The sequence below is a fragment of the Dyadobacter sp. CY345 genome (genome assembly GCF_021502725.1).
Lineage (GTDB): Bacteria > Bacteroidota > Bacteroidia > Cytophagales > Spirosomataceae > Dyadobacter.
The window spans coordinates 632,317-645,981 of the sequence record NZ_JAKFFS010000004.1 but is presented as its reverse complement, the minus strand read 5'-3'; the positions used below and the strand labels follow the sequence as shown (position 1 = coordinate 645,981).

Below are 13,665 nucleotides of genomic sequence, written 5' to 3'. Positions count from 1 at the left end.
CGATGAAACGTATTGATTCCATTGATTTTACGCGAGGACTTGTTATGATTATTATGGCCCTGGATCACGTCCGGGACCTTATGCACACCACTGCATTAATGCTGGATCCGACGAATCTGGAAACTACCACGGCAGGATTATTCCTTACCCGCTGGATAACCCATCTTTGTGCTCCTACTTTCGTATTCCTTTCCGGGACTTCTGCCTTTATTTCACTTAAAAACAATACCGATATTAATGCCGGAAGAAAATTTCTGATCAGCCGGGGATTGTGGTTGATCCTGCTGGAATTTACAGTGATCACGCTTGGACTCTGGGCAGATATAAAATTCAGGATGATGGTTTTTCAGGTAATCGGGGCAATCGGGCTAGGACTGATCTGTCTTTCATTCTTGCTAAAACTATCATCGAAAATAATTGGAATTATTGGCTTGGTTATCATTTTAGGCCATAATTTATTGCAGGGAGTCAGTTTTAATGACGACATTCCGTTACGTGTCATTTGGGCATTTTTATTCAAACTCGACGTATTCCCTATAACACCGAATTTTACGTTTGCCGTTCTCTATCCGTTTATTCCATGGTTTGGCATTATGCTGACAGGTTATGGTTGCGGAGAAATATTTTTGAAAGAAGATGGTAAAAGACGGAGAACCTTACTTTTTACAGGTCTCGGCGTCCTCACATTTTTCATTGTGCTTCGGTTTGCTAATTTTTATGGTGACCCGATTCCCTGGAAATCTCAAAAAACGCCACTTTTTACCTTTTTGTCTTTCATAAACATTTTCAAATATCCGCCGTCTCTTTTATATACCTCGCTAACTTTGGGAATCATGTTTTTGATTCTCGCCGCTGTCGATGGCATTCGAAATAAATTTATTTCCTTTGTTTCGGTTTACGGAAAAGTGCCTCTTTTCTATTATATCCTGCATTGGTATCTCATCCATTCGCTGATGTTTCTGCTGATGTTATATCAGGGATTCACCTGGAAAGACCTGCCATTTGGTGCTTTTCAATTTGGTCGCCCTCCTTCCGGTTCCGGTGTTGAACTTCCATACATTTATTTAATCTGGGGATTTGTTGTCCTGAGTTTATATCCGGCATGCAATTGGTATAATGGATATAAGTCGGCGCACCGGGAGAAGAAATGGCTGCGATATATCTGACCTCCAATCTTGCCATTTCATTGCGGTAAGTAATTGTTGAATTAATTTTACTACCTTAAATAGAATCCAAACCGATCGATCTGATTTTACGATACCTTTTATGACTTCTCTTGGGCCCCGGCCATTTTACCACCAGCTTTCACATAACCTGATCGCTCTGGCATTGATCACCCTTGCCATTTATCTTGGACAGGATATCATTGTTCCGCTGGCCATGGCGGGTCTCATTGCTGTTTTGCTTCATCCCGTCGAAGGCTGGTTAATCCGTATGGGCGTTCCGAAAGTTCTGGCAATAAGTTTGGCCGTAACACTCGCAATTCTTATCGTGGCCGGCGTAACCGTTTTGCTCTCCATGCAGCTCGCTGATTTTTCGGATGAACTGCCTAAACTAAAAAGGAACATCAACGATACTTACAGGGACATCCGCCGTTGGGTACGCCGTGAGTATAGTTTAAGTTACCGTCAGCAGGATCAATATATCCAGAAAGCACAAACCCAGACACTGGAAAATTTCCAGGGTGGCGAAACACTCGGTGTGGTGACAGGTCCGCTTGGAACATTGATCCTGCTACCAATTTACATCTTCCTTCTGCTGTATTACAGAGCAATGCTTATCCATTTTATGGTTGTACTATTCACCGAAAAACATACCACAAAAGTAAAAGAAGTTTTACATGAAATTAAAGCGATCATCCAGAGTTACATGGTTGGTTTGCTGCTGGAAACCACTTGTGTAGCCGTTTTAAATTGTATCGGATTGTTAATTCTGAATGTGCAATATGCGATACTCCTGGGTATTATGGCAGCTATTTTGAACCTTGTCCCATACATCGGCGGACTGGTTGCAACGGTACTTGCTGTGCTTGTAACGTTCATAAGTCATCCCGAAATTGACACGATATTAGGCGTTGTTGGTATCTTTCTTGCCGTTCAATTTGTAGATAATAATTTTCTCGTTCCATTGGTTATAGGATCCAAAGTACGGATCAATGCACTGGTTTCCATCATCGGCGTACTGGTTGGCGGAGCGCTGGCTGGCGTTTCCGGTATGTTTTTATCTATCCCTGCGATTGCCATGCTTAAAGTAGTTTTCGACCGCGTGGAGGGGCTCGAACCCTGGGGAATTTTGCTGGGTGACCAAACGCCTGAAGACGAAAAAGGAAGTTTGTTCAGGTTTGTGAAAAAGAAAAAAAGAGAACTTACGGACGATCCGGCAGAATAGGGATTTCATCCGGACTACTACAAATCTTAAAACCGGAGCAGTCGAAGAGTCCGGATGGACAATACTTTTGCAGTCATTATCAAAAACGATTGTTCATGAAATTGTCACATCTCTACATTTCTACCTTTTTACTTTTAACCTGTCACGCTGTAAAAGCACAGGAAATTTCTCTTGATCCTGTCACCGTTACTTCTTCGCTTATTGAAAAAAGAGCGTCCGAATCCGGCCGAAATATTGCTGTGATCAAAGGAGATTATTTTCAAAACCTCCCCGTCCACAGTATCGACGACCTGCTGCGTTATGTTCCCGGGGTTGAGATGCAGGCGCGTGGACCGATGGGTTCTCAAAGCGATATCGTTCTGCGCGGCGGAACCTATCAGCAGGTTCTTGTCATCCTGGATGGACTAAGATTAAACGATCCAAACACTGGTCATTTCAGCAGTTACATTCCTATCGCTCCTTCCGAAATAGAACGCATTGAAGTATTAAAAGGCGCTTCTTCGGCGATTTATGGCTCTGAGGCTGTGGGCGGAGTAATTCATGTGATATCAAAAACTTTTGCGGCAAAAATGGCTGCGGATAACGAGGAAAATATTCATAAAACCACCGTTACCGGATCTTTAAGCGGTGGTGAATATGGCTTTCTTGGGGCAAACGTAGGCGCTTTTATGCAACGGGATAAGTTAGCAGTATCCATTGGCGGCGTTTCCAATAATGCCCATGGCGTTGATCAGAGAGGTACAACCGGGTATTTTCATAATCACACCGTTTCGCTTTCTGCCAACTATGCTTTGTCGCCGGAATGGAATGTGGCACTACGCTCTTCTTTTGACTACCGCGATTTTTCTGCTCAGAATTTTTATACAACTTCCAGAGCTGATACGGCCGATGAGCAGGTGAAAACTTCATGGAACCAGATAAAAGTTGGTTACAAAAAAGGCAGATCCTCTTTCTCATTAGATGCAGGTTATAAGTTTGTTCAGGATCAATATTTGTTCAATTCAACCTCTATTCGTAATAATAGTAAATCAAAATTGTGGCAGGGCCTGCTGACCTGGCAGCAGATTTTGACAAACAGTACAACACTGGTTGCCGGACTGAATTTTCAAAATAAAAACATTGCATCGAACGACCGGGGAAATCACTCGATCAATCAATGGGCTCCTTTTGTTACATTATCTCAAAGAATAGGCGAATCCTTCAACATAAGTCCTTCGATCCGCTTTGACTGGCGGGAAAATATTGGAACCGAAGCGGTTCCGCAAGTTAACATTTCATATAAAAAAGAGCATTGGCAATTGCGTGGAAGCGCGGGAAAAACAATACGGGATGCTGATTTTACTGAACGTTATAACAATTACAACAAACCGATCGTAAGTAATGGAAGCAGCGTTGGTGACCCGTCGCTGAAAGCAGAAAGTTCATTCAGTTATGAAGCCGGGGCCGATTGGTTTTTATCAAATTTCAAACTTTCAGGAACATTATTTCAACGCCGCCAGGATAACCTGATTGATTACACGTCTACGCCTTATGCCCAGATGCCGAGAAAAGAAAATTTGTTACCAACAGGTGTTTATGGTTTAGCGAAAAATGTTGCCAGTGTCAATACCACCGGTGCAGAACTAGATTTTCAATTTGCAAAAACATTAAACGATCATCAGAAAATTTGGCTAACCACAGGACTTACCTGGCTGAACAGCGAAAGCAGCGAGGCAACGCCTTCGTTTTACATATCATCTCATGCCAGGTTTTTAGGTAATTTCTCCGTATTGTATCAGATTAAAAGCTTTTCTTTCAGCGTCAACGGCATTTATAAAAACCGGGCAAAACGTGAGGCAACGGCGATTGAGGCGACTATAACCAGAGAATATTTTGTGATTAATGCGAAAGCAGAGTACTCCATTATTCCAAAAACATTATCCGTATTTGCGCAGGCCGATAATCTTGGCAACACAAAATACAGTGATTTGTTGGGTTCAAAAATGCCTGGCAGATGGCTAATGGGAGGTTTGAAATACAACTTTATGCAATAGAATAATTTATACTTTGTTTAAACCGCGGTATTGTTCATTCAAGAATAATATCGCGGCTTCTTTTTGGATAATTACACCATATCAATCTTTAATTCGGGCTCGTTCGTAAATTTAGCAACAGGTATATTCGCTAAAACATCTCCAATCATGTTACGTCTGGTTCTTATTTTATCATTTTTTTCTGTCCTTATATCGCGAGCAAATTCTACTGCGAAAAATATAAAACCTGAGAAAATGAATGTTTATTTTTTGAGCGGACTCGGAGCAGACAAGAGGGTTTTCAGCAAATTAAAACTGGACGATCGTTTCAATGTCCATTATATTGACTGGATTCCGCCTAAGAAAAAAGAACCGCTTTATGACTATGCTTTGCGGTTAACGGCGCAAATGGATACGACAAAACCTTTTCAACTCGTCGGTCTTTCTTTTGGAGGAATTGTTGCATCTGAACTCTCAAAAATTGTTCACCCCGAACAGATTATCATCATATCAAGCACTCCGACCAACATTCCAATTTCTAAATTTAATCGCGGGCTTATCAAATTCCTTCTAGCTAGTCCGTTCGCGGCACCTCTGCTAAAATCGACAAATTCTTTTACGTATAAATATTTTGGAGCGGATACACCGGAACTTAAAACACCATTAAAACAAATTCTTCACGATACGGACAGCAAGTTTTTAAAATGGGCTCTGACGCGGATGACCGATTGGAAACATCCCAATAAAGTTGAAAATCTGTTTCATATCCACGGATCTGCCGACCGGCTGATACCGCTGAAAATTGTAAAACCTGATACTGTCATTGAAGGCGGTGGGCATCTGATGGTGTATGCGCAACATGAGGAAATTTCTAGGATTTTGAATGATGAGTTGGCTAGAAAGTTGAAATAGTAGCTTATCTCAAATGAATTATTTCAATCCGACCATTTTAATTTGGATACAACCGCTCGTATCAATAGCTTTGTTACTTATTAAGACTAATTATACTTTAAGGTGTGAATTAGCTTAAACAACATTAATTAAACGTTGTGTGGGACTCAACTCTATATAGTCCAAACCTCACAGCTATTCCCTGATACGGGTTAAAATTGCCGATCTATCAAAAAAATAAAATGAAAAAAGTCATACACTTTCTCCACCTATGGCTAGGGCTAGGTTCTGGGCTGATCGTTTTTATTCTTGCTGTAACGGGCTGTATTTATGCCTTCCAGGAAGAAATACAAAACGCGACACAATCGTATCGATACGTTGAGCCGCAGAAAAAACCGTTTTTGCCTCCTTCCCAATTTAAAGCGATTGCAGAGAAAGCGTTACCAAATAAAAAAATTCACAGTGTCCAGTATGCTGATGCGAAAACAGCGGCCGTGATCACCTATTTCAGTTTTGCGCCGGATGAATATTATTATCTGGCATACGCCAATCCTTACACCGGGGAAGTGCTGAAAGTTAAAAATATGGATAGCGATTTCTTCCGTTTTATCCTGCTGGGACATTATTATTTATGGCTGCCTCCAACCATCGGACAGCCAATTGCAGCTTCTGCGACGCTCATTTTTGCATTTATGCTGCTGTCCGGTCTCGTACTTTGGTGGCCGAAAAATAAAGCTGCTTTAAAACAGCGTTTTTCTGTGAAATGGGATGCGAGGTGGAGACGGAAGAATTATGACCTTCACAATGTGCTTGGATTTTATACCATTCCGGTTGCGCTGATCCTGGCCACCACCGGGCTGATCATGGGTTTTCAATGGTTTTCAAAAAGTGTTTATTGGGCAACTTCGGGAGGTGAAACAATGACTCCATTTTATGAAGTTGAATCGGTAGGAAAGCCAGAAGCAGCTAAAAACATCCCTGTTTTGGACATTCTTTGGAGAAAAACAATTGCTGAAAACCCGCAGGCGCAAACAATAGAAATGCATTATCCTGAAACGCCAAAGTCGACGATTGCGGCCGTAACCAACCCGATTGCTGGTACATTTTGGAAGTCTGACTACATTTATTACGACCAATACACGATGCAACAAATTCCGGTGACGCATAACTTCGGACGTTATCATGATAAACTTACTTTGGCAAGTAAAATCATGCGGATGAATTATGATATTCACGTGGGTGCTATCATCGGTTTGCCTGGGAAAATATTGGCTTTTATTATCTCCTTCATCATAGCAAGTTTGCCTGTAACAGGATTTATTATCTGGTGGGGAAGAAGAAAAAAGAGCAAGAAAACGCAGATAAAAAGAGAAGTAACAAGAGAATTAGTGAAAAATTAGACGCAGCGTTTTGCGTTTAAATCATGTGTAAGAATGCTTCTTAGAACAAATAGTGACAACCCGGATTTCGCAAAATTAACCGGGGAACTGGATATTGAACTGTGCCGGATTTATAATACAAATCCGGAAGATTATGAAGAATACAATCGGATAACCAACCTTCCGACGGTGGTACTAGCTTATGAGAATAATCGGGCAGTAGGTTGCGGTTGTTTTAAAATCGTTGACAAAAAAACAATTGAGATCAAGCGCATGTTTATTCAGGAATACCACAGAAAAACAGGTATTGCATCCCGAATTTTGGCAGAATTGGAAACCTGGGCAAAAGAACTCGGATATTCAGAAGCCATTCTGGAAACAGGAAAAGGCCAGCCTCAGGCAATAAATTTTTACCAGAAATATGGTTACCAGATCACTGATAACTATAACCAATTTGATGATCTGGGAATTAGTGTTTGTCTGGAAAAACAATTTTAAACAAAAAAATGCGTGACATCGTCAGACATCACGCATTTAATAAAAGTTATTTCTCCTAAGTCAGGCTGACAAATTGATTGATACTCACCTTCGCTTTCAGTTCATGCAGCAAGCTGAATAAACCAAAGAACGTACGGTTGATATAGATAAAATGTTTAGAACCACGGTTTACATTCATTTTCCTCAGGTTCTTATCATTTGCGTATTTCTCGCCCAATTCTACAAGTCTTGCAAAGAAAACTTCGTCTGCAAAATCAAACTCCTCAACCTGGAATGGTTCGGTAAACAAGGTCAGAATTTCGTGAAATAGCGTACTGAAATAAACTGTTTCTTCGGGCGTGTCTTTATTTGTAAGAATTTCCAGCTCAAATAATTTGTTCCTGAAAATCACCGGATCATTCATATTTTCCTTTTCCGCCAACTCGAAATAAGGCGTATAAAAATCTTCCGGAATTTCTTTCATACAACCAAAGTCGATTGCAATCAGATTTGTATCCTTGTCGACCAAGAAATTTCCTGGATGCGGATCCGCGTGTACCTTCCGTAGCTGATGAACCTGGAACATATAAAAATCCCAAAGCGCCTGTCCGACTTTATCTGAAGCTTCCTGCGAAGGATTTGTTTTGACAAATTCAGAAAGATGAATTCCCGTCATCCAGTCCATCGTGATCACTCTTTCAGAAGAAAACTCGGGATAATATGCCGGAAAACGAAGGTTTGGAATATGCGCACATGCTTCTGCAATTTCTTTGCTTTGTGCAATTTCCAGGATATAATTAGTCTCCTCAGTAAGCTTCGTTTCAACCTCTTTAAAATATTTATCCGAATCTTTGCTCTGAATATTGAACATCTTCATTGCAATTGGTTTTACCAAAGCCAGATCAGAAGTTATACTTTCAGCTACGCCCGGATATTGGATTTTCACCGCCAGTTCTTTTCCATTGGCAGTTGCCTTATGCACCTGACCAATACTTGCTGCATTAATCGCGTTCGGATTGAAGGTATCGAATAAGTCCAGCGGCGATTTACCAAAATATTTCCTGAACGTTTTGATAACCAAAGGAGCTGATAACGGCGGCACGGAAAACTGGGATAAAGAGAATTTTTCCACATAAGCCTGCGGCATAAAACTCTTTTCCATACTTAGCATTTGCGCAAGTTTCAATGCGCTGCCTTTCAGGTTTTTCAATCCATCATAAATATCCTCTGCGTTATTCGTATTCAGATTATCCCGTGCAGATTCAGGATTGGTTATTTTTTCACCGTAATATTTTAAATAATTACCACCGATTTTAACGCCGGTCGAAATCAATTTGGATGCACGCTGAATTTTCGAAGTAGGTATGCTGTCTATTGTTTCCATTAACTACCTCAATTTTTCTTTAATTAAAAATTTACCAAAATCGAGCACACTTTCAAGTGGCGTCGTATCAATCAGGTCAAAAGTAGCGCGGATTGATTTTTCAATGAAAAGGTCTGTTTTCTCAAATGCAACAGACTCATCGTCAAGCCAGAATTTAAGTGTGACCAAAAGCTGAATCCAGGCACCTTCTTCAAGGCTGTTTTGCTGAACTTTTTGAATTCGTTCACTTTTTATTTTCAAATATCCCTGACTGATCTCCGCGATAAACTGCTTAAAATGTGACCTGAATTCTTTCAGCTTGATCAAGCCGTCAAGTTTACTGCGATCACCTTTTAATGCAAATACAACATAACTTCTGTTTGCAGTAAGAATCTCAAAAAATGTGTAATAATAAGTCAGCAATTTATCCTTAAATCCAAGCACCTCAATATCAGCGCTTTTATTGATAAGCTCCACAGTCAGCCTGTGAAAACTCACAAAAACAGATTTTTCAATTGCCTCAATTGATGAGAAAAAAGCATAGAACTCCTTTTCAACAATGCCGTTCCTCTTACAGAACAAATAAACAGACTTAGGATTTTCGTTATGTTCCAGACAGTAATGAATATACATTTCTGTGATGCTGGCGGCTGTAACCTCTTTAATCTTTGTTGCCATATTTTTTTGAATTAATACATCTAAACGATGATTTCCATTAAATTTAAACGAAAAAAAGCATATTATTCTTATTCTCTGATCTTTAAGAGGGCGAAAATCCCGCATTAAATTCTGCGAAGATTATCCATTTAAAATACAACTATTACTTTAATATTTTACTTCAACAGCCTACAAACCATCCGCATGCGTTTTAAAGATTTGGCAAGAATAATTTTGACTTGCTGCCTATATGCTAACACAATTGGCCTGATTTTCATTACAGAATGGGTCCAAAAAGTTTTTATAAACTGGCAGCAGGCAATTCTTTTAGGGCTCGTAATAATTGTAATGGAATGTCTGCTCTTTGCCAGACTTTTAAAACCATTTTCAGCAACGTTTTCTTACGGAAAGTTATTTGCTGCCAGGAAACTATTATCAGCAATACTCATGGCGTTTACGGTCTGGATTTTATTACAACTCTGGACGCATCATACATTTGGTACTGAAATTGAATTTCCAGACAGATCAAAAGTTATAAAATATGGATTAGTCTTTCTTTTTAACTCATTTCCAAACGCCCTTATCGAAGAATTTATTTTCAGGTTTTTGCCTGCCAGATATGCTGAAAACAAAGGATTATCAAGACAACAACTTATTGGCCTTGGCATCATCGTTTCAATTATTTTCAGTCTTTCGCACGTATCTGTTTATTTGCTCCGGGATCATACCGAATGGTCAAACCTGACGGCCAATTTATTAAGCGTCTTTTTTTACGGGATGGTCTATTTTTTCATTTATATACTTACAGGAAATATTTTTTTCACAGCACTTATTCATGCTTTTGGAAACAATCAGCTGTTATTGATCAATACACCCGGCTTTGAAGCGTTCTACTTTTACACATTTATCTTTGTCACGCTGGTCTGGTATGCAGGAGCAACTTTCAGTAAACATTATCGATAACTTACCAGGAATTTGTGAGTATGATCTTTCCGGTATGATCACTACTTTCCATCAATTCATGCGCTTTTGGAGCCTCTGACAACGGAAAAGTTTTAAAAATCACGGGTTTAAACTTACCCGTTTCCATAAGTTGCCAAACGTTTTCTAAAATCTCATTGGTTAAAGCGGCTTTAAAATTCGCGTCCCGGTTGCGCAACGTACTTCCCGTGACAGTAAGCCGGTTTTTCATTATCAGCCCAAAATCCACATCATCAACAGGTTGACCTTCGACCTGTTTTACCTTATTTCCTTTCATCGTGTTAATAAAAACAAGACGGCCATCCGTTTTCAGTAACCGGATGTTTTTCGGAATATAATCACCGCCGATCATATCTAAAAGCACATCGACTCCCTCGGCTTTCAGGACTTCTTCAAAATTTTGCTTTTTATAATTAATACTTAAATCCGCCCCCAAGTCGACACAAGCCTGACATTTTTCATCTGAACCTGCCGTCGCAAAAACCCTGGCTCCAAATCCTTTCGCGAGCTGAATCGCCGTGATCCCAATGCCGCTGCTTCCACCATGAACCAGGAAATGTTCATCTTCTTTCAACTTACCTCTTTGAAAGACGTTGTGCCAAACCGTAAAAATTGTTTCCGGTAACGACGCCGCTTCAACAAAACTGAAACCTTTTGGAACAGGCAAACAATGAGTCGCATTAACAACGGCATACTCCGCATATCCCCCGCCTGCCAAAAGTGCACAAACAGCATCTCCTTCTTTCCATTTTGAAACTGCTGACCCACATTTTTCAATGACGCCAGATACTTCTAAACCCGGAATATCCTGAGGAGCTTCCGGCGGCGGCGGATAATTCCCTTTCCGTTGGAAAACATCAGGACGGTTTACGCCGGCCGCATAAACCTTAATGAGCACTTCATTTTCCTTCAAAACCGGTAAAGGCCGCTCTTCAACAACCAGAACCTCCGGCTTGCCCGGGGCTGTAATCACCACTGCTTTCATATTTTTACCATCTAAGACATATAAGATTTCATCTTAGAAATTTTCGTTCCAGAAAAGAAATTGATACGTCGGGACAAACCGATACTATACAAAACACCTTCGAATCTGTTTATATTTTTATTTCATACTTTTCTAAGATGAAACCTTATATGTCTCAGGTGGTAATAATCAGTTAATGTCTTTTCCGAATGGTGCAAAAGACAAGCTCATGAGCTTAAAATGTTGCTTCGCGAAAGGCAGGCCGATGATGGTAATGGCTAGTAAAATTCCAAAAATGAGATGTGTCAGAGCGATCCAGATACCTCCTAAAAATATCCAGATTATATTAAAAACTGTTGACAAACAGCCGCCTTCACCTGGTATCTCGCGAACCTCACGACCAAAGGGCATGAGCGTGAATATACCGATCTTGAAACATTGAATCCCAAACGGAATTCCGATGATCGTTGCACAAAGAATTAATCCCGCTAGAAAATATTCTACGGCAACAAAAAGACCTCCAAAGATAAGCCAAATGATATTTCCGATCAGATTCATAGGGTGCGACAAGATAAGTTAGAAAAAAAGTTTCTTTTTTTTGTTTAAACACTGTATTGTTGCAAATTCAATCTCATCCTCCATAAATAATCGTGAATAAATTTTACAATTCTATAATAAACAAATTCACACCTTATAGAATACTGATACTACTTTCAGTCTTATTATATTTACCAAAAGCACTTCTCGAATTTCCATCTGGTGGCGTAGATCCATCCTGGAAAATAAGTATCAACATGGCCATCCATCAAGGCCTGACTTTTGGAAGAGACTGGGTTTTCACATACGGACCGCTAGGTTTTCTTAGTACGCGCGTACCAACCTATATCGGCGCCACACCCCTCATAATTTACGATATCTTCACTGCCTGTGTGCTTATTTATATTCTTAGAATCGCTTTCAAAGAATTGAATAATACTGCAAAATGGTTGGCGGTGCCTTATTTTATTATGATGAGCACCCACAACTCGGAAGCCACTTTTCAGTTGTTCACCTTATTTATTTTCCTGGTTTTTCATCATTACCGGTCACATAAACTAATATCGCTGGCTCTGGCAACGGGAATTTCGGTTCTGATTTTCTTTATCAAACTAAATCTCGGAATCGTCACTTCAGTAATCCTCTATTGCTATTTGCTTCTTGCTGTATTTTCTGATAGGAAATCCTGGATTAAAATGATTCCTTTTTTAGGTTTTCATTTATTGGCTATCTTTTCCCTGTCACAAATCTTCCAAGTTGATCTTTTCAATTATGTTAAGGGCGCGCTGAGTATTATCAATAACTATAACGATGCGATGTTTAGCGTCGACTTTATTAATCTGACGGCAAGATACGCTTATTTTAATATGGCAATTGCTTCGGTTATAATTTTATCACTGGCAATCTTTTTTATCTATTCTCTGCCAACAATACTGAAAAGTCACTCCGACATATTCGTTCTTATCGTTATGCTTTTTGCATGGTATCTTGGATTTAAACAGGGGTTCACGCGCTTTGGATTTCCAGGTATGTCCTATCCATTTTTTTACGGAGCACTTTTCGTAGGGATTGCTTATATTTTTATTGAAAACGAAATTCTGAAAAAGCGACTGGGAGATGTTTTCATGGTTTTCCTGTTTGTCTCACCGTTTGTCAGCACGGGACTAGGCTTCTCGTTTAATAAAATTACGATACCATATCAGGATGTTCTCTTCACAAACCTATCTTTTCAACAAAAACTTAGTAACCATAAAAATCGTATAGAATACCATATTGACTCCAAAATTGCAAAATCTTTTAAAGGGAAAACGGTTGATGTTGTGCCATATGAAATTGCCTATACTTTTTTTAATGACCTGCATTATAATCCACGTCCGGCAATTCAGTCTTATCAGGCCTATAATAATTATTTGACAAGCCTTAATTACGACAAATATCTGTCGCCAACTGCGCCGGATTATGTGTTATATACAACAGTCGGCCCAACAGATTCACAGCGTTACAATTTTTGGAGTGATTCCAAAACGACGCTGGCTATGCTTCAAAATTACGACTACGATACTACAACGATCAGTAAGGATACGCTTCAAATTGTCAAAAAACGGGCAGGCGCGCTTCAAATCGTAAAATCTGGTCAGAAAGATCTGACATTCAAACTTGACGAGGAAGTGCAAGTTTCACAACAAAATAAATTGACCTGGATCGAAGTCAAAGTCAAATATTCTCTCTGGGGAAAAATTATGAGAGTGCTTGTGCAGCCTCCCGTTTTACGTGTGAAGGCTACTTATGAAGACGGGACAACGGAAGTTTTCAAGGCAATTATATCAGAAATTGAAGCAGGGATATTCCTGAAAAAGCTTCAAACCAACACAGAAGCAGAACATTTTTTCAGGACGCGAGGACAAAATCAATCCATTACAAAATTGCAGTTTTTGCAAAATCATGCAGGATTTCAGGAGGACATCACGGCACATCTTTATGATGTATCATTTCAGTAACTGTTCCTGCAATAACTTA

General features: G+C 39.8%; 12 protein-coding genes. 8 read left to right on the top strand and 4 right to left on the bottom strand.

All coding sequences use genetic code 11. The features are described from left to right. Positions 1 to 2: 2 nt before the first annotated feature. The 6 genes from L0657_RS20130 to L0657_RS20105 all read left to right on the top strand — a co-directional run bounded on the left by L0657_RS20130 (position 3) and on the right by L0657_RS20105 (position 7,168). Positions 3 to 1,166: a DUF1624 domain-containing protein gene (locus tag L0657_RS20130; protein WP_235152551.1), complete on the top strand. Its 1,164-nt coding sequence runs from the start codon at positions 3 to 5 to the stop codon at positions 1,164 to 1,166. 100 nt (positions 1,167 to 1,266) lie between these two features. After that, a complete protein-coding gene (locus L0657_RS20125) occupies positions 1,267 to 2,388 on the top strand; it encodes an AI-2E family transporter (RefSeq protein WP_235152550.1) in 1,122 nt (373 codons plus the stop codon). A gap of 95 nt (positions 2,389 to 2,483) precedes the next feature. Further along, a complete protein-coding gene (locus L0657_RS20120) occupies positions 2,484 to 4,421 on the top strand; it encodes a TonB-dependent siderophore receptor (protein WP_235152549.1) in 1,938 nt (645 codons plus the stop codon). 234 nt (positions 4,422 to 4,655) lie between these two features. Beyond that, entirely contained in the window at positions 4,656 to 5,312 is a 657-nt protein-coding gene (locus tag L0657_RS20115) for an alpha/beta fold hydrolase (protein WP_235152548.1), read from the top strand. 221 nt (positions 5,313 to 5,533) lie between these two features. Next, positions 5,534 to 6,691: a PepSY domain-containing protein gene (locus tag L0657_RS20110; protein ID WP_235152547.1), complete on the top strand. Its 1,158-nt coding sequence runs from the start codon at positions 5,534 to 5,536 to the stop codon at positions 6,689 to 6,691. 33 nt (positions 6,692 to 6,724) lie between these two features. After that, entirely contained in the window at positions 6,725 to 7,168 is a 444-nt protein-coding gene (locus tag L0657_RS20105) for a GNAT family N-acetyltransferase (RefSeq protein ID WP_235152546.1), read from the top strand. A 55-nt stretch (positions 7,169 to 7,223) separates the two neighbouring features. Here L0657_RS20105 and L0657_RS20100 read toward each other — a convergent pair whose 3' ends face one another. Continuing rightward, complete coding sequence (locus L0657_RS20100) at positions 7,224 to 8,531, bottom strand: AarF/ABC1/UbiB kinase family protein (protein WP_235152545.1); 1,308 nt, start codon at positions 8,529 to 8,531, stop codon at positions 7,224 to 7,226. A 3-nt stretch (positions 8,532 to 8,534) separates the two neighbouring features. Beyond that, positions 8,535 to 9,188 (bottom strand): TetR family transcriptional regulator C-terminal domain-containing protein, encoded by a 654-nt coding sequence (locus L0657_RS20095; protein WP_235152544.1) that lies wholly within the window; start codon positions 9,186 to 9,188, stop codon positions 8,535 to 8,537. Positions 9,189 to 9,371: 183 nt separating this feature from the next. Between L0657_RS20095 and L0657_RS20090 the strand changes: the two genes are divergently transcribed. Next, positions 9,372 to 10,130: a CPBP family intramembrane glutamic endopeptidase gene (locus L0657_RS20090; RefSeq protein ID WP_235152543.1), complete on the top strand. Its 759-nt coding sequence runs from the start codon at positions 9,372 to 9,374 to the stop codon at positions 10,128 to 10,130. A gap of 1 nt (position 10,131) precedes the next feature. Here L0657_RS20090 and L0657_RS20085 read toward each other — a convergent pair whose 3' ends face one another. Both L0657_RS20085 and L0657_RS20080 read right to left on the bottom strand, forming a co-directional pair. Beyond that, the gene (locus L0657_RS20085) at positions 10,132 to 11,133 is read right to left on the bottom strand and encodes an NAD(P)H-quinone oxidoreductase (RefSeq protein ID WP_235152542.1); all 1,002 of its coding nucleotides are present in this window, start codon (positions 11,131 to 11,133) and stop codon (positions 10,132 to 10,134) included. Between the two features lie 168 nt (positions 11,134 to 11,301). Beyond that, the gene (locus L0657_RS20080; protein ID WP_235152541.1) at positions 11,302 to 11,670 is read right to left on the bottom strand and encodes a YccF domain-containing protein; all 369 of its coding nucleotides are present in this window, start codon (positions 11,668 to 11,670) and stop codon (positions 11,302 to 11,304) included. A 236-nt stretch (positions 11,671 to 11,906) separates the two neighbouring features. On the opposite strand from L0657_RS20080, the gene L0657_RS20075 reads away from it, so the two are divergent. Next, a complete protein-coding gene (locus tag L0657_RS20075) occupies positions 11,907 to 13,646 on the top strand; it encodes a hypothetical protein (protein ID WP_235152540.1) in 1,740 nt (579 codons plus the stop codon). Positions 13,647 to 13,665: the final 19 nt, after the last annotated feature.

Bases quoted from the DNA above. Each gene is read 5' to 3' on its own strand.
- L0657_RS20130 (WP_235152551.1), top strand. From the start codon at position 3: ATGAAACGTATTGATTCCATTGATTTTACGCGAGGACTTGTTATGATT.
- L0657_RS20125 (WP_235152550.1), top strand. From the start codon at position 1,267: ATGACTTCTCTTGGGCCCCGGCCATTTTACCACCAGCTTTCACATAAC.
- L0657_RS20120 (WP_235152549.1), top strand. From the start codon at position 2,484: ATGAAATTGTCACATCTCTACATTTCTACCTTTTTACTTTTAACCTGT.
- L0657_RS20115 (WP_235152548.1), top strand. From the start codon at position 4,656: ATGAATGTTTATTTTTTGAGCGGACTCGGAGCAGACAAGAGGGTTTTC.
- L0657_RS20110 (WP_235152547.1), top strand. From the start codon at position 5,534: ATGAAAAAAGTCATACACTTTCTCCACCTATGGCTAGGGCTAGGTTCT.
- L0657_RS20105 (WP_235152546.1), top strand. From the start codon at position 6,725: ATGCTTCTTAGAACAAATAGTGACAACCCGGATTTCGCAAAATTAACC.
- L0657_RS20100 (WP_235152545.1), bottom strand. From the start codon at position 8,531: ATGGAAACAATAGACAGCATACCTACTTCGAAAATTCAGCGTGCATCC.
- L0657_RS20095 (WP_235152544.1), bottom strand. From the start codon at position 9,188: ATGGCAACAAAGATTAAAGAGGTTACAGCCGCCAGCATCACAGAAATG.
- L0657_RS20090 (WP_235152543.1), top strand. From the start codon at position 9,372: ATGCGTTTTAAAGATTTGGCAAGAATAATTTTGACTTGCTGCCTATAT.
- L0657_RS20085 (WP_235152542.1), bottom strand. From the start codon at position 11,133: ATGAAAGCAGTGGTGATTACAGCCCCGGGCAAGCCGGAGGTTCTGGTT.
- L0657_RS20080 (WP_235152541.1), bottom strand. From the start codon at position 11,670: ATGAATCTGATCGGAAATATCATTTGGCTTATCTTTGGAGGTCTTTTT.
- L0657_RS20075 (WP_235152540.1), top strand. From the start codon at position 11,907: ATGGCCATCCATCAAGGCCTGACTTTTGGAAGAGACTGGGTTTTCACA.